We start from the raw sequence: 21,490 nt of genomic DNA, 5'->3' as shown, positions 1-21,490 counted from the left end.
GCAGCACACCTTCCCAGCACTCTCAACGATGGCGGAGCAAACAAATGGCGAACCGTGATGTCGAGCTGCTCGCAGTCGGAGCAGGACCGTCCAACCTGGCGCTCGCAGTGGCACTGGAAGAGCTCGCGCCCGGACTGGCCCGCGAATCGGTCCTGCTCGAACGGGACGAGGAGGTCTCCTGGCAGCGGGGCATGCTCCTGCCGGAGGCGCTGTCGCAGGTCTCGTTCCTGAAGGACCTGGTGACCTTGCGCAACCCGCGCAGCCGCTTCTCGTTCCTGAACTACCTGCACGCCACGAACAGGCTCAACGAATTCGTGAACATGGGCAGTTTCGTCCCGTACCGGGTCGAGCTCGCCGACTATCTCAAGTGGACGGCGGACTCGCTTTCCCTGGTGAACCTGCAACGCGGCCGGGAATGCCGCGAGATCACTCCTGTGTGGACGGACGGCACACTCACCGGCTGGGACACCCACGTCGCCGACGGCGAGGTCATCCGCAGCCGGTACCTGGTGGTCGGCGCCGGCCGGGACGCGCGGATCCCCGACCTGCTCCGGACGGTGAACCAGGATCGCGTCATCCACAGCACGCAGTACCTGCCGAGGATCGCGAAGCTGCGCAAGGACCTCCCGTACCGCGTCGCGGTGATCGGCGCCGGGCAGAGCGCGGCGGAGCTGTTCAGCTCGGTGCAGGCCGACCTGCCCGAATGCAAGCCGACCATGGTGATGCGTTCGATCGGCCTGAACTACTACGAGAGCAGCAAGTTCAACAACGAGCTGTTCTTCCCGTCCCATGTGGACAAGTTCTTCGAGGCACGGCCGGAAGCACGCGAGCAGATGCTCAAGGAGATGCACCACACGAACTACTCCGGGCTGGCGCCGGGCACGATGGACGCGCTCTACCGCTCCGTATACCTGGACCGTCTTTCCGGCCGTTCCCGGCTCAAGATGATCACGATGAACGACATCACCGACGCCCGTGACGAGGGCGACGAGATCGTGCTGGAGCTGACCGACCGGCGCACCGGCGAGATCCAGGAACTGCGGACCGATCTCTTGCTGCTGGGCACCGGTTTCTCCCCGGAGATGCCGAGGATGGTCCAGGAGATCGCGAAGTCGATCGGCCTGTCGGAGATCAAGGTGACCCGCGACTACCGGCTGGAGATCGACCAGCCCGCCACGGCGGCCGTGTACCTCCAGGGCGTCAACGAGGCCACGCACGGCATCGCGGACTCGCTGCTGAGCGTCCTCGCCCCGCGGGCCAACGACATCCTGCAGGACATCCTCGCCCACCGCGGCGAAAACCCTTCGGTGCCACCGCAGCCGACTTCGGAAACCGCCCCCATCGTCGCCACCCGCTGATCCACGAGAAGGAAGAGAAAGTCATGGAGATCCGTCCGCTCGAGCGGGAAAAGATGGTCTTCGAGAACGGCGCCTACGGCCAGCGGCTCCTGCCGTGGGCGGCGCTGAACGCGCCGTTCGAAGGCGCCTGGGTGACGGTGCCGGCGCACGGCGCGACGGGTGCGCATTCCCACCACGAGTACGAGATCTTCATCGCCGTCAGCGGCGAGGCGGTCGTCGAGTCCGGGGGAGAGCGCCGCGCCTTCAGGCCCGGCGACATCGAGTTCCACCAGCCCGGCACCGAGCACCGCATCCTCAACGACGGTGCGGAGGACTTCGAGATGTACGCGATCTGGTGGGACTCCGACATGACGGCGAAGTTCGCCGCCCGGCACACGGAAGAGGTGTGACCATGGCCGACACGCGACCGGTGGTGATCATCGGTGGCCCTCCGACGTCCAACGGGGATCTGCACATCGGGCATATCGCCGGCCCGTACCTCGGTGCCGACGTGCACCGGCGGTACCTGCGCGCGGCGGGTCGCGAGGCCGTGTTCGCCTCCTGCACCGACGACAGCCAGACCTACCTCGTCACCAGCGCGGCCCGGGTCGGGCTGACGCCGCCCGAACTGGTGGAGCAGTCGACCGAGAACATCCAGCGCACGTTCAAGGCGATGGGTGTCGAGGTCGACGGCTTCTCGCCGACCGACGAAGGCTACAAGGCACTCGTCTACGACTACGTCAAACGACTGTACGACAAGGGAAAGCTCCGATTGCGCAAAGTCCGGCTGCCGTACAGCGAGAGCAAGGGCGAGTTCCTGGTCGAGGGTTTCGTCGGCGGTGGCTGCCCGACGTGCCTCGCCGACAGCCGCGGCGGGTTCTGCGAGGGCTGCGGGCACCCGATCGACTTCGACGCGCTCATCGAGCCGTACTCGGTGCTCGACCCGGCCGACGAGGTGACCTACCGCGAGACCGAGATCATGGTCTTCCCGGTCTCGGAGTACCGCGAGCAACTCCTCGCCTACTACGAGGAACGCGGCCCCGCGTGGCGGCCGCACGTACTCGGGCTGATGCGGGAACTGCTGTCCGGGCCGTTGCCCGACTTCGCGATCACGTACCCGGTGAAATGGGGCCTGCCGGCGCCGTTCCTCCAGACCCCGGGGCAACGGCTCAACGCCTGGGTCGAGGGCATGCCCGCCTCGATGTACTGCACGGAGTACGCGTTGCGGCGCAACGGGAAGCCGAAGGTCGCCGACGACGACGCCTGGCTCGCGGAGAACGACGCGCGGGTCGTGGTGTTCATGGGGTTCGACCCCCTGTTCACCTGGGGCGTCGTCCACGTCGCCGAACTGATCGCCCTCGAAGGCCGCTACGTCCTCCCGGACACCCTGCTGGTCAATGAGTTCTACGAACTGGAGAACGAGAAGTTCTCCACCAGCAAGGGACACGTGGTCTGGGCCCGTGAGCTGGCGGCCGAGGTGCCCCGCGACATCGCGCGGTTCCATCTCAACCTCACCGCTCCCGAGTTCGCGCGGACCAACTTCTCCCGTGCCGCGCTGGAGAAGGTCGCGGGGGAGCGGCTGGTCACGCCTTGGAACGAACTCGCCGAGACACTGGCGAAACTCACCGCCGAGGTCGGTGGCGAGAACGGCTCGCTTCCGGTGTCGACCGAAGCCACCGAACGCGCGGCGGCGATGGTCTCCCGGTTCGCCCTGAACTACGAACTCGAGGACTTCAGCCTCAGCCGGGCCGCCGATCTGGTGGTGCAGCATGTCGAACGCCTGCGCGCGGCGACGGAACGCACGTTGAAGGGCAACCTCGACCAAGAGATGCTCCGCGCCCGGCTCGGTGACCTCTTCCTCGAACTGCGGGCGCTGATCGGCTGTGCCTCGCCGATCCTGATCGACCTCGCCGAGCGTGCCACCGAAGCCGGCGGGTTCGAACCCCGCATCACCGCGGCCGCCTTCGACGTCACGCACACCACGGCCTTCACCGTGCCACCACTGGAATTCCCTCCGACGAGCGAGGTCTGACACCCCATGTCACTCGACAGCACCCTCTCCGCCGACGCGGTCCGGAGTTCCCGGCTCGCCGAACGCCTCCTGGTCCCGGCGGGATTCATCACCACGGCGGGCAACGCGTTCCAGATCACCGCCGCCGCGATCCTGGTCTTCCACGCCGAACAGACCACGCTGGCGGTCGGCTGGCTGTTCATCGCCGTGTCCATCCCGCAGGTCGCGCTCGCGGTCCTGTTCGGCAAGCTGGTCGACAAGGTCGATCGCCGGATGCTGTGCGTGGCGGCGGACCTCGTGAGCGCGATGACCGCGTTCGCGCTGCCGGTGTGGCTGTGGATCGGCGGCCCGGCGAATCTCGGCTCGTACATAGCGAACTTCATGCTCGCGTGCACCGCGGCGTTGTTCATGCCCGCCAGCAACGGCCTCATCAAGGAACGGATCCGCGACGAGCGGCTCGGGAAGTTCAACTCCCACTTCGAGATGGCGAGCAACTCCGGGATGCTGCTGGCGTCTTCGCTCGCGGGCTTCCTGGTGATCTGGTTCGGCCCCACGCCGCTGTTCGTTTTCAACTCCCTGAGCTTCGTCCTGTCGGCCGTGCTGGTCTACGCGATCGGCCGCAAACCCGCCAAGGCACCGGTGACCGAGGAGACCACGGCCACCGACCCGTCGGCGCGGGTCGAAGCACCCGTGCGCCAGCCGATCAAGCGGCTCGCGCTGCTCTACGCCAACGGCAACATCGGCCTGATGGTCGCCAACGTCATCCTGACGACGCTGATCCTGCAGACCTTCGACCAGGGCGCGTGGATGATCGGTGTGGTCGACGCGCTGGCCGGGGTCGGCTTCATCGTCGGCGCCGCCGCGTACGGCAAGGTCAGCAAGCGGTTCAAGGGGATCCATCTGGCCGTGCTCGGCACGCTCGGGAACCTGATCTGCCTGGCGATCCAGCCGCTGCACTACATCGCGCTGATGGCGGCGATCCCGTTCGCCGGCTTCTGTTTCGCGCAGGGCCGGATCGCGGCGCGCACGCTGCTGATGCGGGCCAGTCCGGAGGAGCGGGTCGGCCGGATCTTCGGCAGCACCCAGGCCCTCGGACTCGGGCTCGGTGTCGGGGCGACGGTCGGGCTGTCCGCGCTGGCGGACGCGACCACCGTGCCCTACGCGTTCTGGGGGCTGGCGATCCTGCAGGGCGCGATCGTGATCGGCACCTACTTCAGCTTGGCGAAACCGCTGTCGGCGCAGGAGAAGCGGCCGGCCGAGGTACTCGAGGCGACCGCCGCCTGAGCGCGGCCGACATTCGGAGGAAGCGAAAGTCATGACGGACAAGCCGATCAAGGGCGGCGTGGCGACCTGGGCCTGCCTGCCCGGGTTCCCGCCCGCGGTGATCTTCCCCTTCACCCCGGGCGAGCGCTTCGGCGTGCGGAGCCTCTACGAGTTCCAGATGCTGATGTACCGGCCGCTGTACTGGCTGGGCCGGGACGGCGCGCCGGAGATCGACTACGACCTCAGCGTCGGCGAAGAGCCGGTGTGGGACGAGACCGGCCGCACCTGCACGGTCCGGATCAAACCGTGGAAGTGGTCCAACGGCGAGACGGTCTGCGCGGACAACGTCATCTTCTGGATGAACATGCTGAAGGTGAAGGGGCCGAAGTTCGGCGCGTACTCCGAGGGCTACTTCCCCGACAACCTGGTGTCGTTCGAGAAGGTCGCCGACGACAAGGTGAGCTTCACCTTCGACAAGGCGTACTCGAAGAACTGGGTCCTGCTGAACCAGCTGACCATGATCACGCCGATGCCGAAGGCGTGGGACCGCACCGCGGCCGGGCCCGCCGACGCGACGCACGACATCGGTCAGGCGGAAGCGGTCTACGAGTTCCTGATGGCGGAGAACGGTGACGTCGTCGAGGAGGACAACTCGCACCGCACGCGCTGGGCCGGCAGTCCTGTGTGGAGTGTCGTGAACGGGCCGTGGCGGCTCAAGAGCTACACCGAGGAAGGTGTCGTCACCTTCGTCCCGAACGAGCACTACAGCGGGCCCAATCCGCCGCATCTCGACGAGCTGCGCCAGGTCTCGACGACGTCGGACGAGCAGCAGTACGAACTGCTGCAGTCCGGTGACGTCCAGGTCGGCTTCCTGCCACCGGGGATGGGCGTCCAGCCCGACGGCGACCCGACGAAGGGCGGGCCGAACCCGCTGGGCGACGGTTTCCAGCTGGAGCCGCAGATCCTGTTCAACATCAACTTCATGGCGGTCAACTTCAGCAACCCGACCGTCGCCGGGAACATGATCAGGCAGCCTTACGTCCGGCAGGCGTTGCAGAGCTGCTTCGACCAGGAGTACGGCGCCCGCGAGGTCTACCAGGGTTACGGCTGGAGCCAGACGGGGTCGATCCCGGTGCTGCCCAAGAGCGACCTGGTCTCGCCGAAGATCGCCGAGCGCGGCGGGTTCTGGCCGTTCGACCTGGAGAAGGCGCGGCAGCTGCTCGCCGACAACGGCTGGGACGTCAGCGCCTCACCCGCGGTGTGCGTCCGGCCCGGCACCGGCCCCGGTGAAGCGGGCGAGGGCATCCCGGCCGGCACCGAACTGAGCTTCTCCCTGCGCTACTGGGAAGGGCGGCCGTCGCTGGCGCGGCTCATGGCGCAGTTCCGGGACGACGCGGCGAAGGCCGGCATCGAGATCCGCCTCGAAGAGGTGATGGGGTCGGTGCTGGTGGCGGAGGACGGCCCCGGCGAGAAGCGGATGTGGCAGCTGTCCTGCTGGGGCGGCGGCTGGGTCTACAACTACCCGACCGGCGAGAACCTCTTCCAGAGCGGCGCCGCCTGCAACTTCAGCAACTACCGGGACGCCAAGGCGGACGAGCTGATCGCGAAGACCGTCACCACCGACTCCCTCGAAGCGCTCTACGAGTACCAGGAGTACATCGCCGACCAGGCTCCGGTGATCTTCATGCCGACGTTCCCGCGGCGGCTGTTCGAGGTCGCGGGCAACCTGCGCGGGTTCTCGCCGATCAACCCGTACGGCCTGATCAATCCGGAGAACTGGTATTACGTCGAGGACGAGTCATGACGCGGCCGGTGGTGCTGGTCGGGTTCGTGGCCGCCGCGCTGGGTTCGTCCATCAAGGATTTCCAGCCGGACGGATCGGTCATCTTCGTCGAAGAACCCGACGTCGTCCGCAAACGCGACGCACGGACGACGGTGGCCGGTTCGGCGCTGGTGCGCGAGCTGATCGAGTGGGAATTCCACCTGCCCGGCAAGGCGGACGAGTTCTACCACGTCCACCACGACCTCGATCCGGCTGCCGTCGTCCCGCTGACCGAGTACGCGACCCCGTTCGCGGCCCGGCTCGCGGAGCGCTACGGCCTGCCGGGTGCGGGGTTCGGCGCGGCGCAGATCCTGCGGGACAAGGCGGTGCTGCGCCTGGTCAGCCGCGCGGCGGGGATCGCGAACCCGGCGTCTGCGCGCGTCGAAAGCCCGGCGCAGGTCCGCGAGTTCATGGCGCGGCATCCGGGGAAGACCGTGCTCAAGCCGGCGAACCGGCAGGCGTCGGTGGGGACACAGGTGCTCACCGACCCGGCGGAAGCCGAGCAGGCGTGGGCGAACTGTGTCGTGCAGGACGAGGGGATCTTCGTCCCGGACCGCGCGATGGAACTGAAGATGCTGGCCGAGAGCTTCGTCGAGGGCGACGAATACAGCGTCGAGATGCTGCTACGGGACGGCGAGCCGCTGTTCGCCAACGTCACCGGCAAGCGGCTGTTCCCCGGGCCGCGCCCGATCGAGCTCGCGCATATCGTCCCCGCGGACATCCCGGACGAACTGACCGCGACACTGACCGAGGAGACCCGGCGGCTCACCGCGGCGGCGGGGTTCCGCACCGGCATCGTCCACTGTGAGTGGATCGTCTCGGACGGCGTCCCGTACCTGGTCGAATGCGCCGGCCGGTTCGCGGGCGACGGCATCATCGAGCTGATCCAGCGCGCCTATCCGGTGGAACTGAACCGCGCCTACTTCTCGGTCATGAAGGACGAACCGGTCGTGGACGTGTTGCCGCGCAAGGCCGAAGGCGGCGCCGCGGTCCGGTTCCTCTCGATCGAGCCCGGTCTCATCGAGGACGTGCGCGGCGTGGAGAAGGCGTCGCAGGCCGAAGGCGTGTTCCTGTGCGACGTCGGGGTTTCGGCGGGTGACCGGTTCGACGGGCTGCGCAGTTCGTGGGACCGAGTCGGCGATCTGATGGTGACCGCGGACAGCCCGGCGGAGGCGTCGCGCCTGGCCGAAGAGGCGGTCGCGCTGATCGAGATCGACGTGCGGCCGGACCGAGGAGAGAGGGAGAGCGCCGCACCATGACCATCGAAGCCGTCCAGCCCACGCTCCCGGACGCCGGTCTCGACGTGCTCGTCACCGGGCTCTCGTCCGACGCGCACACCTGGAACCTGGTGTACCTGGAGCTGCTGCTGGAGGAACTGGGCTGCCGGGTCACCAACCTCGGCGCCTGCGTCCCGGACGCGACGATCGTGCGCGAATGCGTCACCCGGCGGCCGGACCTGCTGGTGATCAGCAGCCTCAACGGGCACGGCCGTCAGGACGGCGTCCGGCTGATGGAGACCTTCCGCGCGCGGGCGGAGCTGGTCACGATGCCGGTCGTCATCGGCGGGAAGCTCGACGTCACGGGCGGCAGCAACGCGGCGCGGCTGCTGGAGGCCGGCTTCGACGCGGTGTTCGAGGACTCCGGCGGGCTGACGCCGTTCCGGACCTTCCTCCGCACCCTGTCCGTGCGCAACCCCGGTGTCCCGCTGGGCGCCGGATGAGCGTGCTCACCCCGCGGCGGGGACATTCGTTCGGCGAGGTGGTCGCGCGCCACCACGCCAGGGGTGACCTGGTCGTCCAGCCCCGCATGGGGTTCGCCGATCCGGGGCGGATGACCCGGGGACTGCTGGCGACCAGGGCGGCGCGGGCCGCGACGGTCGGCACGATCACGATCGACAGCTACACCAGGGTCGGTGACCACGAGGCGGCTCGCGCGGCACTGGCGGCCGGTGCCGATCTCAACGGGTACCCGCTCGTCGACCACGATCCCGCGACGACGACGGCGTTGCTCGACGGCGTGCTGACCGGGGACTTCCCGGTGCAGGTCCGGCACGGTTCGGCGGACCCCCGCCGGATCGTCCGGTCCCTGCTGGACTTCGGGCTGCACGCGACCGAGGGCGGTCCGGTGTCGTATTGCCTGCCGTACAGCCGCATGCCGCTTTCGGCGGCCGTCGACAACTGGCGGCGCTCGTGCGAAACGCTGGCCGAGGCCCGCGGTCCCGAACTGGAGCCGCACCTGGAGACCTTCGGCGGCTGCATGATGGGTCAGTTGTGCCCACCGGCGCTGCTGGTCGCGCTGAGCGTGCTGGAGGGGATGTTCTTCTGGCGGCACGGGATCCGCTGCCTGTCCTTCAGCTACGCGCAGCAGACCCACGCCGGGCAGGACGAGGAGGCCGTCGCCGCGCTGCACGCGCTGATCGCGGAATACGTGCCGCACGCGCGGACGCATGTGGTGATCTACGGCTACATGGGCGTCCACCCGAGGACCCCGGGCGGCGCGCTGGAGCTGATCGCGGAGTCCGCGCGGCTGGCCGCCCGCACCGGCGCGAGCAGGCTGATCGTCAAGACCACCGCCGAAGCGCACCGGCTGCCGACCGTGGCGGAGAACGTGACCGCGCTGGAGCACGCCGCCGAGGCCGCGCGGGGTGTGTCCCGGATCGGCAGGCTCGGTGACACCGGGATCCACGCGCAGGCGAAAGCGTTGGTGGACAACGTTCTTTCGCTCGACACCGACCTCGGCAGGGCGCTGGTCACGGCGTTCGCGCGGGGTCAGCTGGACGTCCCGTTCTGCCTGCATCCGGACAACGCGGGCCGCGCGCGCGGACGGCTGGACGCCGGCGGCCGCCTGGAGTGGCAGCGGATCGGCGCGATGCCGCTGGGCGACCTCGTCGACCTGCCCGCGGAACGGCGGATGACCTCGGGCGATCTGCTGGACGCGCTCCGCTACGTCGAGCGGTCGTTCGACGAGAAGTACGGGCTGCCGGGAATCGAGCCCGTGAACCGACTGACACAGGGGAGTAGGACATGACCGGACCATCGGCCGCGGCGCTGCCGCCGGGCACCCGCGAGCATCTGACGTCGCCGGTGACGCAGGCGGCGCTGCGCATCCAGAACAGCATCACCGCGGGCACCCGCGAATACCTCGGCATGAACGGTTTCGTGGAATTGCAACCGCCGCTGATCGGGCCGGTCACCGACCCGGGATGCCGCGGGGCCAAGCAGGTCGACGTCGACTACTACGGGCACAAGTACAAGATGATGACCAGCGTCATCCTGTACAAGCAGGCTTCGCTGCTCGCGTTCGACAAGATCTTCTATGTCGCCCCGAACGTGCGGCTGGAGCCGCTGGAGACCTCGACCACCGGACGGCATCTGGTCGAGTTCACCCAGATCGACGTCGAAGTGGCGCGGGCGAGCCGCGAGGAGGTCCTCGACGTCGCTCAGGGCCTGCTGCGGCACGTGGTCGCCCACACCCTGCGAGAGTCCAAAGTGGACCTTTCCACGCTCGGCCGGGATCCCGAAGCGTTCACGGCGCTGCTGGAAGAGGATTTCGAGCGGATGACGCACCGCGAGGCGGTGTCGCGGCTGCAGGGCCTGCGGCACGGGCAGAGCGCCGACGCGGAGATCGACTGGCAGGGCGAGCGGATCATCTCGGAGCAGACGAACCGGCCGTTCTTCATCGTCGACTACCCCAAGGGTTCGCGCGGGTTCACCGACGGCGAGTCCAGCACCGAACCGGGGGTGCTGCGGAACTTCGACCTCATCGCCTCGGACGGGTTCGGCGAACTCTGCAGTGGCGGCGAGCGCACGCACGAGTACCGGCGGCTGATCGAGCGGATGCGGGAGACGGGGGAGAACCCGGCGAAGTACGCCTGGTACCTCGACCTCGCGCGCGAAGGGTTGCCGCCGAGCGCGGGCTTCGGGATGGGGCTGGAGCGGGTGACGCGGTACATCGCCGGGCTGGACGCGATCTGGCAGGCGAACGCGTACCCGAAGCTGCCAGGGATCGCGGCGCCGTGATCACCGCGCGGCAGCTCCCCGAAGACGCGATCCGGGCCAGGGCACGGGAAGGCAGCGCGGCGATCTTCCCCGACGTCGCGGGATACGGCCGGTCGCTGTTCGGCGCGGACGTCGACTCGGGTACCGATGAACTCGACCGCGCGCGGATCGTGCCGCCGGTGTTCGTCCCGCGGCGCCTGGAGAAGATGTTCGACCTCGCGCGTGAACCGGTGTACGGCGATGTCGGGCTGTCGACCGTCCTCGGCGGGTTCACCGCGCCATCGCCGGTGTTCCTGTGCGCGTTCGGCTCCACGCAGGTGGCGGGCAGCGGGCTCGGGATCGCCGCGAGCGAACAGGCGGGCAGGCTCGGGATGCCGATGGTGATCGGCGAGAACGTCGTGCCGATGCACGGATACGGCCGGATGGGCGAAAGCGCCGAAGACGGCCTGCTCGGCCGGATCCGCGCGTACGCCGACGCCGTACCGGACGGGCTGGGCGGTGTCGTCGTGCAGCAAAGCACCGAAGACGCCGACGCGGAGGTGTGGAACCTCGTCTACAGCGACCCGTCCGCGACGAAACTGCTGGAGACCGGGCGGCTGGCGTTCGAGCTCAAGGTGGGACAGGGCGCCAAACCGGGGCTGGGCGGGATGACCGTGCTCTCGCGCACGGCCGCCGGCGAGATCGCCGAACAGTACACAGTGGACGAAGCCTTCGGTAAGGAACAGGCCATGGTGCTGCGTTCCAGCAGCCCCGGCACCTTCACCGGGGAGATCCTGCGCCAGCAGATCCACCTGATGCGCAACAACTACCCGCGGGCCCGGGCCTGGGTGAAACTGCATCCGGGCCGAGACGTCGGCGAGGCCGCGCGGGTCGCGTGGGCGGCGGGAGCGGACGCCGTCACCGTCGACGGTGCCGAGGGCGGCACCGGCTGGGCGCCGTCGGTCTTCCTCGACCAAGTGGGATTGCCGTTGGTGGAATGCCTGCGCCGGGTCGGCAAGCACGACGCCTCGTTGCTGGTGTCGGGACGGATCTGGGAAGGGGCCCGTGCGCTCAAGTGCCTGGCGATGGGCGCTTCCGCGGTCGGCCTCGGCCGGGCGGCGCTGCTCGCCGTCGACGAGGACGCGGCCGAAGGGCTCGTGCGGCTGGTGCGCTGCCTCGAACTCGAGCTGCGGCTGCTCACCAGCGCGCTCGGGAAGTACGACCTCGCGGATCTGACCCCGGACGACCTCTGGTTCCCGACCTGGACGGAGCAGAACGAATGATCAACTACGACGGTAAACGGTTCCGCAAGGTCAGCACGGATCCGAACGCGCCGGTCACCCTGTACCGGCAGAAGGACGACCTGGTGTGGGCCGAGCTGACCGGCGGCGGTGTGCGGCTCGGGTCGCTGACCGGGAAGTGCGGCGAGGACGGGACGATCGACATGGCCTACACGATGGTGCTGGCCAGTGGTCAGGTGATCGCGGGGCACAGCACGAACACGCCGGAGTTCCTGCCGGACGGGCGGATCCGGCTGAACGAGGTGTGGGAACGGTACGGGAATCCCGGCTCCCGCGGCACGTCCGCCATCGAAGAGGTGGCCGAGTAGGTCGTTTTGCGTGAAGGCTTCCTTCCCTCGGCTCAGCCGAGGGAAGGGGGCCTTCACGCGCGTTCGGAGTGCGAACCCGGCGATCATGTCGCGAAAGCCACTTTCGCGTCGCGTTCGGGCTGGTGCCGCGCAAGAACCCCGGCTGGTGGTGAAGGCCTCCTTGCCTACCTTCAGGGTAGGGAAGGAGGCCTTCACGGACATCGCCTCGGGCGGCACCGGATTTCTACCCGCGTTCGTCGCCCGAAAGGCGAATTCACGCGACCGAAAAGGGCAAGCGAGAGGGCTGAACGGCGCACGCCGAAAGGAGTGGTTCAGCTCTGGTTCTTTTCCAGGTATTCCGTCCAGACCTTCTTCGGCACGCACATTCGCCACGAGTCGACGATCAGTTCTCGTAACTCTTCGTAATCGATCGCGGACAGCCGGACGCGGACCCACTGATAGCGCATATCGGACGGAATCGGCATCATGAACTTCTCCGGTTCGCCGGCCACCAGTGCTTCCCGCTCCTCTTTGGGATAGCCGAATCCCATCACGGTTTCGTCCGGCGAGAGCGAAAGGAACACGATTCGCCCCACGCGGAACTTCGCTCGGTCGCGGACCAGCGCTTCATAGGCGCGAGGCAGGTCTGAAACGATCCGTCTGACGTCATCCCCGGTTACCATTTTTCCACCATTCTCCGCTGTCTGTTCCCCAGTCACCCTTGGCGCCCATGGTGAAGGCGACGTAAAGGTATTCGTCGAGGATCTTCGCCAGTGACACGGGCCTGCCCACCAGTGCGGGGATTTCCGCCCCGTCGTTCCCCGCCTCGGCGATCACCGCGGCGGCCCACGCGCGGCCGAGCCGCAGGTGCGCGCCGAACGCGGCGTCGTCACGGGCACCGTGGAGGGTGGCTGCGATGGCAGCGTCCCATGGCATGATCGTGTTGGGCCGCAACGCATACAGCGCCTTGGCCGCGGCGGTCGGGCCCAGCGTACGCCTGGTCCGTCCCGCTGCGACGACGACACCTGACAGGTCCGCGTAGGCCTTCGCGGCGGTGTCGATCTCCGCGTCCGTCAAGCCGGCCAGGTCGGCCGACGGGAGAGTGGTCCCCCAGGTCTCCCACCAGGTGCGGACACCGTCGTCGAAGGGGGCGGGTTCGCCGTCCCGCGGGTAACGGATACGGCATCCCCACGAGTTCAGCCAGCGAAGAAGAATTGTGCGATGCGCGGGCTGTGACAGGTCGATCGCGGACCGCGTTTCTTCCAGCAGCCGAAGCCAAGAGGTGTCCACATTCGCGAAGCCGTTGAACACTTCGGCGGCCCGCCGAAGTTCGGCGAGCGGGGGCAGGGGAGCAGACATGGGCGAACCCTATCCGGTGCCACCAAGGGGGTGAATTTCCGCGTCCAACTATTGGACTTTGTACATTGAGTCACCTATTTGTATCTGCTGCATCCTTCATTGGTCCTTTAGGGTTGTGGTCAGGAAGGTCACAAGGATGGCGGTCACGCAGCGCGATTGCGTTACCCCATCCAGGGGAGGAGAGGGCATGGGCAGACCCGAGCGACCGTTGGACGGCTCCACTGGTCCGATCGCCGCATTCGCTCACGATCTGCGCGTTTTGAGGAACCGGGCGGGAAACCCGAGTTACCGGGAACTCGCCAGGACCGCACTGTTCGCACCTTCCGTACTGTCCAGCGCGGCGAGCGGCCACCGCTTGCCGACGCTCGCCGTGACGTTGGCGTTCGTCTCCGCGTGCGGTGGGGACCGTGCGGTGTGGGAACGACGTTGGCGGAGCGTCGCCGGGCAGCCGGGGGCCGGCGCCGAGGCACGGGAGGATCGTGCGCCCGCGCCGGCGGACACTCCGCCGGACGGCGCGCACGCGACGGCATCCGGCGTCATCCGCCTCGCCCGTCCGGCTCAGCTGCCGATGGCATCGAGGACCTTCGTCGGCAGGGAAAGGGATCTGGCCGACGCGGCCGAGATGATCGGCGCGAGCGGGCCGGTCAAGGTGCCGTTGCTCGTCAGCGGCCCGATCGGGGTGGGGAAGACGGCTTTCGCCTTGCGGCTGGCGGAAGAGGTCGCGGCGGACTTCCCGGACGGGCAGCTCTACGCCGAGCTGGGCGACAGCGGCTCCGGGGGCCGCTCGGCCAACGGGATCGTGCGCGGGTTCCTGCGCGCGCTCGGCGTGCCTGCCCATCTGGTGCCCGACGATCCGATGCAGCGGATCGGGCTGTACCGGTCCCTGCTGGCGGAACGCAGGTTGTTCGTGCTCCTGACGGGTGTCCGGGACGAGGGTCAGGTGCGGCCGCTGCTCGGGCAGACCCCGCACAGCCAGGTCGTGGTCACCAGCCGCGCCCGGCTGCTCGGCTTGGAGGACACGAACCGTATCGAGCTCGATACGTTCTCCCGCAAGGAATCGCTGGCCTTGATCGGCCGGATCGCCGGACCGGGCCGGGTGCGGGCGGAGCACGACGCCACCGACACGATCGCCGAACTGTGCGGGGATCTTCCGCTGGCGGTCAACATCGTCGGCCGCAAGATCGCCGCGCGCCCGGAATGGGCGATCGCGTACACCGCGGGCCAGCTCGCCGATCGCGAACGGCTCATGGACAGCCTCTGTGTCGGTGACGTCAACGTGCGGGACCGGTTCTCCGCGGCGTACGACCATCTGTCGCCCACCGAGCGGGAGGCCATCCGGCACTTCGGGCAGAGCGGCGCGGGCTGGACGACGTCGATCGGCATCGCCGCCGCGATGGGCATCATGATCGAGACCGCCGACGAACTCCTCGAATCCGTGGTGGACGCCGGACTTCTCCAGCGTGCCAACGTGGCCGGGCGCTACGCGGTGTCCCGGTTGGTCAGCGCGTTCGCCGCCGAGCGGCAACGCGAACCTGGCCCGTTCGCCGCAGCCGTCCCGATGGCGGGCCGCAGGACGCGTAAGAACGCGTTCGAATCGCTGCGCCACGAGGCGGTGCGCACGCTGCCGGGTGGCTCGTCCGAAGGTTGATTGTTCTCCCCGCGCGGCGCTTCCGGTCAACGGGCCGCGCGGCTTGAATGAGTCGACGAATGAAGGCGAGCGAAATTCGGTGACACAATGCTGATTCTGTCGATGAAAGAGGGTCACGATGGCGGGATCGTGGCGATCGAGGACGGCAAGCTGCTGTTCGCGCTGGAGTCGGAAAAGGACAACTACCCGCGCTACGACCGGATCACCGGCGAGCTGATGGCGCGCGCGGCGGGCATGCTCGACAAGCAGCCCGACGTGGTCGCGCTCGGCGGCTGGGTCAAGGGAGAGTTCTCGGTGGAACCGCCGTCCCGCACCGGATACTTCGGTGTCGGCGAAGGCGCGATCTCCGACGAGGCGGGCAAGTTCTTCGGCAAGGACGTGCGGTACTTCTCCTCGACCCACGAACGCTCGCATATCTACACCTCCCTCGGGATGGCCCCCGCGGCGCCCGGCCAGGCGTACTACTCCCTGGTGTGGGAAGGGAACATCGGTGACTTCTACCGGATCGACGAACGCGGCGAGGCCACGCACCTGCAGCATGTCCTGACCGACCCCGGCGCGAAGTACGCGTATCTCTTCGCGCTGGCCGACCCGGTTTTCCCGCTGGGCAAGGGGAAGTTCCGGTTCAACGACGCCGGCAAGCAGATGGCGCTGACCGGATTCGCCGAGCCGGGCCCGCTCACGCCGGAGGAGCAGAAGACGATCGACTTCATCCTCGACCGCGACGGCATCATCCTCGGTCTGTCCAAAGAGGAGATGTCCTGGTCCCATCTGTACAACGCCGGTGTCTGGTCGCAGGAATATCGCAACGCGGCGGCGAAGCACTCGCAGGCGATCTTCGACCGGTTCTACGACTACGCCGAAAAGAACCTGACAGAAGGTCTGCCACTGCTGATCTCCGGTGGCTGCGGCCTGAACTGCGACTGGAACCGCTTGTGGCGGGAGAGCGGCCTGTTCTCGTCGGTGTTCGTACCGCCGTGCCCCAACGACAGCGGTTCCGCACTGGGCACGGCCATCGACGCGCAATGGTTCTACACCGGGCAGGCGACCATCGAATGGGACGTCTACGCGGGGGAGAACTTCGTCGAGGACGTCGTCCCGGATCCCGCCAAGTACGAGACACGGCCGCTCGTGGCGAGTGAGGTCGCGAAGTATCTCAAGGACGGCAACATCATCGGCTGGGCGCGCGGCCGGTACGAGATGGGCCCGCGGGCGCTGGGCAACCGGTCGATCCTCGCCGCGCCGTTCACCGTGGACACCACCGTGCGGCTCAACAAGATCAAGCGCCGCGAGGACTACCGCCCGATCGCCCCGATCGCGCTGGAATCCGACGCTCCCCAGTGGTTCGTCGGCTCGGTCGAGGATCCGTACATGCTGTATTTCAACCACGTCACCTCCGACGAGTTGAAGGCCATCACGCATGTCGACGGCACCGCGCGCACCCAGACGGTGACGCGCGAGCGCAACGCCGGTATCACCGACCTGCTCGAGGCGTTCCGTGAGCAGACCGGGTTCAGCGTGCTGTGCAACACCTCGCTGAACAACAACGGGCGCGGTTTCCTCAACCGCACCAGCGATCTCATCGAGTACGGGGAGACGTACGGCCTCGACGGCTACGTCATCAACGACACGTTCGTGACCCCGCGCGCCTCCTGAAATCCTTGCCCGACGGGGGCAAGGCCCGGATGCCACCACCCAGCAGTGGCATCCGGGTACCTCGTGGTGCCCGAACGAAGTCTCGCCCGGAGGGGGAAGACCATGCGAGTCGTGTTCGCGGGCGGTGGTGTCATCGCGCTGCTGACCGCGCTGAAGTGTGTGTCGACCGGGCACGAAGTGGTGATCGCCGATCAGGCGGACATCCCGTTCTCCGGTGCGACGTCGTTCGACCGTCATCGCGTGCTGCGCGCGTTGCACGCCGACGACCCCGCCACCACGGCGGCCGCCGTCGCCGCGCATCACGCGTGGATCGATCTCGAACACCTGCTGTCCACGCCGTTCTACGAACAGGTCGGCGCGCTCACCGCGCTTCCGGCGCACGCGGCGACGGCGGCGCGGGAATTGCTCACCGCGGCCGGATCGAAGGCCGAAGTGCTCGGCGCCGACGAACTCGCCGCGGAATTCCCGCACGCCGGGTTCGTGCCCGGGACGGGCGCGATCTTCGAGTCGCACGCGGGGGTCCTGCTCGCCGATCGCGTACTGACCGCGTGCGCCACTCGGCTGAGATGGCACGCGAAGGCGGAACTCCATCCGCATCGCAAGGTGGCCGGGATCGACGCCGACCGGGCCGAGGTCCGGCTGGCCGACGGTGAGACCCTCCGCGGTGACGCCGTCCTGGTGGCGGCCGGCCCGTGGTCCCGGGACCTGCTGGCCCCCGCGCTGTCCAGGGAACTCGTGCTGCACCGGCAGACGATGCTCTACTGCGACGTCCCGCCCGCCGACGCCGCCGCGTGGGCCGCGACCCCGGCGATCACGTCGCTCGGCTCCGACGGGGGCGCGTGGCTGGTGCCGCCCGTGGCCGGGACGCCGTTGAAGCTCAGCGCCGCGAGCGCGTGCCGCATGGTCGACGAGATCGGCGGCGCCACGGTGCCCTCGTGGTGGCGTGAACACCTGATCGACACATTCTCCACGCTGATCCCTGGCTTCCGCCGGGACTGGCTGGTCGACACCCGGGACTGCCACTACCTCGCCCGGCGCTCCACCCTCGGCCCGATGCTCGCCGTCCTCGGCGACCGGGTCCTGACCTACGCGGCGTGCGGCGGCTCGTCGTTCAAGTTCGCCCCGCTGATCGCCCGGTCCCTGGCCGCGCGCCTGACCGGCGCCGACCCGGTCCCGACCGGACTCGAACCGCTCGACCGGCCGCTCGCGCGAGCGGCCGGTGTCCACCCGATCCGTCCTGCCCTGCGAGGTGTGTCGTGAAACTGCTCGCGCTGGAAGCCAGCCAGAACTCCTACTACTACCTGCCCCGGTATCAGCAGATCGAGGATTTCGGTGGCGTGCTGTACGTGCTCAACGGGATCGGGACCGAGGATCTCTGGCCGTCCGAGCGCTACCGGATCGCCGGCAGCAACCACATCGACGACCTGATCCGGCACGCCAAGGCCTGGCACGCCGAAGAGTCGTTCGACGGCGTGCTCACCTTCTCCGAATCCGGCGTGGTCCTGGTCGCCGCGGTCGCGGAAGCGCTCGGCCTGCCCGGTATCGGCGTCGACGCGGCGCGGACCAGCCGGAACAAGCTGATCATGCGGCAGGCGCACGAAAAGGGCGGGGCCGCGCATCCGGACTACCGGTTCGTCGAAGACCTCGATTCGGCTCTGCAAGCGGCCGAGGACTTCGGCTATCCGGTGATCCTCAAGCCGACACTCGGCGCGGCCAGCAACTTCGTCTTCCGCGTCGACGACGAAGAGAAGATGCGGGAACGCTACGCGCAGGCGCGCGAAGGCATCGACGGGATGTCCTGGTACAACATGGAGGCCGAAGGGCTGGACCTCGGCCCGCACGGCCTGCTCGTCGAGTCCTTTCTGGACGGTCACGAGCACCTCATCGAAGCGGTGGCATGGGACGACGAGGTCTACCTCGGATCCATTGTGGACAGAGTAACTTCGGAGGGCGAGACGTTCGACGACGACGTGCACCACGCGCCCACGTCGCTCACCGCAGAGCAGGTGACCGAAGTGCACGCGGTGGTGGCCGCCGGAGTGCGGGCGCAGGGGCTCACCCGCGGCGCGCTGCACGCCGAGGTCCGATTCCACCAGGGCAAACCGTTCCTGCTGGAGATCGCCGTCCGGCCCGGTGGCGGGGGACTCGACCATATGGCGCGGCTTTCGGCCGGGTACGACCCGATCAAGGGGCTCATGGACGTCTCTCGCGGCGTGCGGCCGGATGTCCACCACTTCAGCCCGACGGGACTGCACACCGCCGCGATGTGCCTGATCTGCCCCGGCGGCGTGATCGCCTCGATCGACGTCCCGCCCGCGGTGAACGAATCGGACTCCTTGTACTACCTCAAGATCTTCGCCAAGCCGGGTGACCTGATCAAACGCCCTCCGCTCGGCAACAACATCTTCGGCGGCATCGGCGCGCTGGGCGCGTCCTTCGACGAAGCCATGCGCAACGCGAACGACCTCGCCGGGAAGATCGAGGTCAAACTCTCCGAAACCCAGAAATAGCACCGAATACGACGAAACCGGGCACTTACCCAGGGTCCGGTGGCGAAAGACGCCCAAAACCGCGTGGAGGAAGCGTGTCACGGACTGCCACCCAACGGCACTACCTGATGGTCAGGCCGACGTACTTCGACGTCGAGTACTCGATCAATCCCTGGATGGACCCGAAGAAACCGACGGACACCGAGCTGGCCATCGCGCAGTGGGAATGGCTGCGCGACCTGTACGTCGATCTCGGGCATCGTGTCGAGCTGCTCGAACCGCTGCCCGGTCTGCCCGACATGGTGTTCGCGGCCAACGGCGCCACCGTGGTCGACGGACAGGTGCTCGTCGCGCGCTTCCACCACGTGCAACGCGCCGGCGAGTCCGCCGCGTACCTGAAATGGTTCCGGGACAACGGATACCGCTACGTGCGGCAGGCGCAGTGGGTCAACGAGGGGGAGGGCGACTACCTCGTCGCCGGGAACACGATCCTCGCCGGGACCGGGTTCCGTACGAACCCGGAGGCGCACAACGAATCGCGCGAGTTCTTCGGCCGCCCGGTGACCCGGCTGACGCTGATCGACCCGCGGTACTACCACCTCGACACGGCGCTCGCCGTCCTCGACGACGACACGGTCATGTACTACCCGGGCGCGTTCTCCGAGGAAAGCCGTCTGTTGCTGAAGGAGCTGTACCCCGACGCGATCTCGGCTTCCGAGAGCGACGCCGCCGTGTTCGGCCTCAACGCCGTCTCCGACGGCAAGCACGTCGTGCTCCCGCAGGCGGCCACCGAGCTGACCGCGCAACTGCGGGAGCACGGCTTCGAACCGATCGGTGCCGACCTGTCCGAGTTGCTCAAGGCGGGCGGCAGCGTCAAGTGCTGCACGCTGGAACTGCGTGCCGGTTAGGGAGAACTCGATGGATTCGGCTGTGCGGGACCGGGGCGGGCGCACCACGCTGCGCCGGATCGTCGTCGGGACGGCGTTGATCGCGGTTCCGGCGGTGGTCGTCGTCGTGGTGCTCGGCCTGGGGTCGGCCTACGCGCCCGTCGCGAGCACGGGCGCCAAAGCCGCGGGCGGCGGGCCCGACACCTACGCCCGCCTGCTGGTCGCGCTGCCGGTGATTCTGGGCGCCTGCTACCTGGCGGGTGTCCTGGCCCGGCGGCTCGGCCAGCCCGCGGTGATCGGTGAGATCGTCGCCGGCATCCTGCTGGGACCGTCGCTGTTCGGGCTCGTCTGGCCCGGCGCGTTCGGCTGGCTGTTCCCCGGCGGGGTGGTCTCGGCGATCAACATCCTTTCGCAGCTGGGCCTGATCTTCTTCATGTACCTGGTCGGTTCGGAGATCGATCTCGCCGCGGTGCGCGCACGCGGGTTCACCGCGGTGACGGTCAGCCAGGTCAGCATCGCGCTGCCGATGGTCTGCGGCATCGTGCTCGCGCTCGGCATGTACCCGACCTTCGGCGGTGACGTCGGCTTCCTCGCTTTCGGGCTGTTCATCGCGGTCTCCATGAGCGTGACCGCGTTCCCGGTACTGGCGCGGATCCTGACCGATCGTGGCCTGTCCAAGACGCCGCTGGGGGCGCTGGCGCTCACCTGCGCCGCCGTCGACGACGTCGCCGCGTGGTGCCTGCTGGCCGTCGTGGTGGCCGTCAGCCAGGGCGGAACTCCGTCCGAGGTCTTCCTGACCGTCGGGCTGACCCTGGTGTTCGTCGTGGTCATGCTCTCCGTCGTCCGGCCGCTGCTGGCGAAGGCGCTCGCCCGTGTGCCGGAGTCCGCGGTGCTGGCCATCCTGCTCGGCGGGATCATGCTCTCGGCGCTGGCCACCAACGAGATCGGCATCCACGCGATCTTCGGCGCCTTCCTCTTCGGGGTGATCGCGCCGAGGAACGATCCGGTCGTCACCCGCGCGGCCGGGAAGCTCGGCAGCGTGACTCTGACGTTGCTGCTGCCGCTGTTCTTCGCCTACACCGGGCTGCACACCGAGTTCAGCCTGCTCGGCTCCGGATCGCTGTGGCTGTGGACCGTGGTGATCACGGCGGTGGCGGTGTTCGGGAAATGGGCGGGCAGCACCACGGCGGCTCGGCTGACCGGCGTCGGCTGGCGCGAATCGCTGTCACTCGGGGCGCTCATGAACTGCCGGGGACTGACGGAACTGGTGGTGCTCAACGTCGGCCTCCAGTTGAAGGTGATCAGCCCGGCGGTGTTCGCGATGCTCGTGATCATGACGCTCGTGTCGACGATCGCGACCGCCCCCGCGCTCACCTTCATCGCCAAGTTCGGGAAGAAGTCCGGAAAGGACTCGGACAAGACCGCCGGTCCAGCGGCGGCGGAAAAAAGATAG

Annotated in this window: 19 protein-coding genes; 17 read left to right on the top strand and 2 right to left on the bottom strand. The window is 68.2% G+C overall.

Annotated elements, in window-relative coordinates; genetic code table 11:
* The first annotated feature begins 44 nt into the window (after positions 1–44).
* Genes LCL61_RS30090 through LCL61_RS30040 form a run of 11 tightly spaced genes read left to right on the top strand, consistent with a single transcriptional unit; the run spans position 45 to position 12,019 of the window.
* Entirely contained in the window at positions 45–1,358 is a 1,314-nt protein-coding gene (locus LCL61_RS30090; RefSeq protein WP_340682886.1) for a lysine N(6)-hydroxylase/L-ornithine N(5)-oxygenase family protein, read from the top strand.
* 23 nt (positions 1,359–1,381) lie between these two features.
* A complete protein-coding gene (locus LCL61_RS30085) occupies positions 1,382–1,747 on the top strand; it encodes a cupin domain-containing protein (protein WP_340682885.1) in 366 nt (121 codons plus the stop codon).
* Positions 1,748–1,749: 2 nt separating this feature from the next.
* On the top strand, positions 1,750–3,369 hold the full coding sequence (locus LCL61_RS30080) for a class I tRNA ligase family protein (protein WP_340682884.1): 1,620 nt from the start codon (positions 1,750–1,752) through the stop codon (positions 3,367–3,369).
* A gap of 6 nt (positions 3,370–3,375) precedes the next feature.
* Positions 3,376–4,632 (top strand): MFS transporter, encoded by a 1,257-nt coding sequence (locus LCL61_RS30075; protein ID WP_340682883.1) that lies wholly within the window; start codon positions 3,376–3,378, stop codon positions 4,630–4,632.
* A gap of 31 nt (positions 4,633–4,663) precedes the next feature.
* Positions 4,664–6,415 carry an ABC transporter substrate-binding protein gene (locus LCL61_RS30070; protein WP_340682882.1) on the top strand — a complete coding sequence of 584 codons (1,752 nt, stop codon included), beginning with the start codon at positions 4,664–4,666 and terminating at the stop codon, positions 6,413–6,415.
* Positions 6,412–7,692, top strand: a complete 1,281-nt coding sequence (locus LCL61_RS30065) for an ATP-grasp domain-containing protein (protein WP_340682881.1) — start codon at positions 6,412–6,414, stop codon at positions 7,690–7,692. Before LCL61_RS30070 ends, LCL61_RS30065 begins: the two co-directional genes overlap by 4 nt.
* Positions 7,689–8,153 (top strand): cobalamin B12-binding domain-containing protein, encoded by a 465-nt coding sequence (locus LCL61_RS30060; RefSeq protein WP_340682880.1) that lies wholly within the window; start codon positions 7,689–7,691, stop codon positions 8,151–8,153. Before LCL61_RS30065 ends, LCL61_RS30060 begins: the two co-directional genes overlap by 4 nt.
* On the top strand, positions 8,150–9,460 hold the full coding sequence (locus LCL61_RS30055; RefSeq protein WP_340682879.1) for a methylaspartate mutase: 1,311 nt from the start codon (positions 8,150–8,152) through the stop codon (positions 9,458–9,460). The genes LCL61_RS30060 and LCL61_RS30055 overlap by 4 nt, the downstream gene beginning before the upstream one ends.
* Entirely contained in the window at positions 9,457–10,452 is a 996-nt protein-coding gene (locus tag LCL61_RS30050) for an asparagine synthetase A (protein WP_340682878.1), read from the top strand. Before LCL61_RS30055 ends, LCL61_RS30050 begins: the two co-directional genes overlap by 4 nt.
* Positions 10,449–11,693 carry a glutamate synthase-related protein gene (locus LCL61_RS30045; protein WP_340682877.1) on the top strand — a complete coding sequence of 415 codons (1,245 nt, stop codon included), beginning with the start codon at positions 10,449–10,451 and terminating at the stop codon, positions 11,691–11,693. The genes LCL61_RS30050 and LCL61_RS30045 overlap by 4 nt, the downstream gene beginning before the upstream one ends.
* Positions 11,690–12,019, top strand: coding sequence for a hypothetical protein (locus tag LCL61_RS30040; protein ID WP_034319691.1), 330 nt, complete (start codon positions 11,690–11,692; stop codon positions 12,017–12,019). Before LCL61_RS30045 ends, LCL61_RS30040 begins: the two co-directional genes overlap by 4 nt.
* A gap of 311 nt (positions 12,020–12,330) precedes the next feature.
* Here LCL61_RS30040 and LCL61_RS30035 read toward each other — a convergent pair whose 3' ends face one another.
* Together LCL61_RS30035 and LCL61_RS30030 are read right to left on the bottom strand one after the other, a co-directional pair.
* Entirely contained in the window at positions 12,331–12,681 is a 351-nt protein-coding gene (locus LCL61_RS30035) for an MmcQ/YjbR family DNA-binding protein (RefSeq protein WP_340688709.1), read from the bottom strand.
* Complete coding sequence (locus LCL61_RS30030) at positions 12,665–13,357, bottom strand: hypothetical protein (RefSeq protein WP_340682876.1); 693 nt, start codon at positions 13,355–13,357, stop codon at positions 12,665–12,667. The genes LCL61_RS30035 and LCL61_RS30030 overlap by 17 nt, the downstream gene beginning before the upstream one ends.
* Before the next feature lie 187 nt (positions 13,358–13,544).
* Between LCL61_RS30030 and LCL61_RS30025 the strand changes: the two genes are divergently transcribed.
* The 6 genes from LCL61_RS30025 to LCL61_RS30000 all read left to right on the top strand — a co-directional run bounded on the left by LCL61_RS30025 (position 13,545) and on the right by LCL61_RS30000 (position 21,490).
* The gene (locus LCL61_RS30025) at positions 13,545–15,005 is read left to right on the top strand and encodes an NB-ARC domain-containing protein (protein ID WP_340682875.1); all 1,461 of its coding nucleotides are present in this window, start codon (positions 13,545–13,547) and stop codon (positions 15,003–15,005) included.
* An 87-nt stretch (positions 15,006–15,092) separates the two neighbouring features.
* On the top strand, positions 15,093–16,661 hold the full coding sequence (locus tag LCL61_RS30020) for a carbamoyltransferase C-terminal domain-containing protein (RefSeq protein WP_340682874.1): 1,569 nt from the start codon (positions 15,093–15,095) through the stop codon (positions 16,659–16,661).
* Between the two features lie 102 nt (positions 16,662–16,763).
* Positions 16,764–17,921, top strand: a complete 1,158-nt coding sequence (locus LCL61_RS30015; RefSeq protein WP_340682873.1) for an FAD-binding oxidoreductase — start codon at positions 16,764–16,766, stop codon at positions 17,919–17,921.
* A complete protein-coding gene (locus LCL61_RS30010; RefSeq protein WP_340682872.1) occupies positions 17,918–19,171 on the top strand; it encodes an ATP-grasp domain-containing protein in 1,254 nt (417 codons plus the stop codon). The genes LCL61_RS30015 and LCL61_RS30010 overlap by 4 nt, the downstream gene beginning before the upstream one ends.
* A 74-nt stretch (positions 19,172–19,245) precedes the next feature.
* On the top strand, positions 19,246–20,058 hold the full coding sequence (gene ddaH / locus LCL61_RS30005; protein ID WP_340682871.1) for a dimethylargininase: 813 nt from the start codon (positions 19,246–19,248) through the stop codon (positions 20,056–20,058).
* Between the two features lie 10 nt (positions 20,059–20,068).
* On the top strand, positions 20,069–21,490 hold the full coding sequence (locus tag LCL61_RS30000) for a cation:proton antiporter (protein ID WP_340682870.1): 1,422 nt from the start codon (positions 20,069–20,071) through the stop codon (positions 21,488–21,490).

The organism is Amycolatopsis coloradensis (assembly GCF_037997115.1).
GTDB classification, from domain to species: Bacteria; Actinomycetota; Actinomycetes; order Mycobacteriales; family Pseudonocardiaceae; genus Amycolatopsis; species Amycolatopsis coloradensis_A.
Note: the sequence above shows the minus strand (reverse complement) of the source record. Positions and strands in the feature narration are given on the sequence as shown.

Bases quoted from the DNA above. Each gene is read 5' to 3' on its own strand.
- LCL61_RS30090 (WP_340682886.1), top strand. From the start codon at position 45: ATGGCGAACCGTGATGTCGAGCTGCTCGCAGTCGGAGCAGGACCGTCC.
- LCL61_RS30085 (WP_340682885.1), top strand. From the start codon at position 1,382: ATGGAGATCCGTCCGCTCGAGCGGGAAAAGATGGTCTTCGAGAACGGC.
- LCL61_RS30080 (WP_340682884.1), top strand. From the start codon at position 1,750: ATGGCCGACACGCGACCGGTGGTGATCATCGGTGGCCCTCCGACGTCC.
- LCL61_RS30075 (WP_340682883.1), top strand. From the start codon at position 3,376: ATGTCACTCGACAGCACCCTCTCCGCCGACGCGGTCCGGAGTTCCCGG.
- LCL61_RS30070 (WP_340682882.1), top strand. From the start codon at position 4,664: ATGACGGACAAGCCGATCAAGGGCGGCGTGGCGACCTGGGCCTGCCTG.
- LCL61_RS30065 (WP_340682881.1), top strand. From the start codon at position 6,412: ATGACGCGGCCGGTGGTGCTGGTCGGGTTCGTGGCCGCCGCGCTGGGT.
- LCL61_RS30060 (WP_340682880.1), top strand. From the start codon at position 7,689: ATGACCATCGAAGCCGTCCAGCCCACGCTCCCGGACGCCGGTCTCGAC.
- LCL61_RS30055 (WP_340682879.1), top strand. From the start codon at position 8,150: ATGAGCGTGCTCACCCCGCGGCGGGGACATTCGTTCGGCGAGGTGGTC.
- LCL61_RS30050 (WP_340682878.1), top strand. From the start codon at position 9,457: ATGACCGGACCATCGGCCGCGGCGCTGCCGCCGGGCACCCGCGAGCAT.
- LCL61_RS30040 (WP_034319691.1), top strand. From the start codon at position 11,690: ATGATCAACTACGACGGTAAACGGTTCCGCAAGGTCAGCACGGATCCG.
- LCL61_RS30035 (WP_340688709.1), bottom strand. From the start codon at position 12,681: ATGGTAACCGGGGATGACGTCAGACGGATCGTTTCAGACCTGCCTCGC.
- LCL61_RS30030 (WP_340682876.1), bottom strand. From the start codon at position 13,357: ATGTCTGCTCCCCTGCCCCCGCTCGCCGAACTTCGGCGGGCCGCCGAA.
- LCL61_RS30025 (WP_340682875.1), top strand. From the start codon at position 13,545: ATGGGCAGACCCGAGCGACCGTTGGACGGCTCCACTGGTCCGATCGCC.
- LCL61_RS30020 (WP_340682874.1), top strand. From the start codon at position 15,093: ATGCTGATTCTGTCGATGAAAGAGGGTCACGATGGCGGGATCGTGGCG.
- LCL61_RS30015 (WP_340682873.1), top strand. From the start codon at position 16,764: ATGCGAGTCGTGTTCGCGGGCGGTGGTGTCATCGCGCTGCTGACCGCG.
- LCL61_RS30000 (WP_340682870.1), top strand. From the start codon at position 20,069: ATGGATTCGGCTGTGCGGGACCGGGGCGGGCGCACCACGCTGCGCCGG.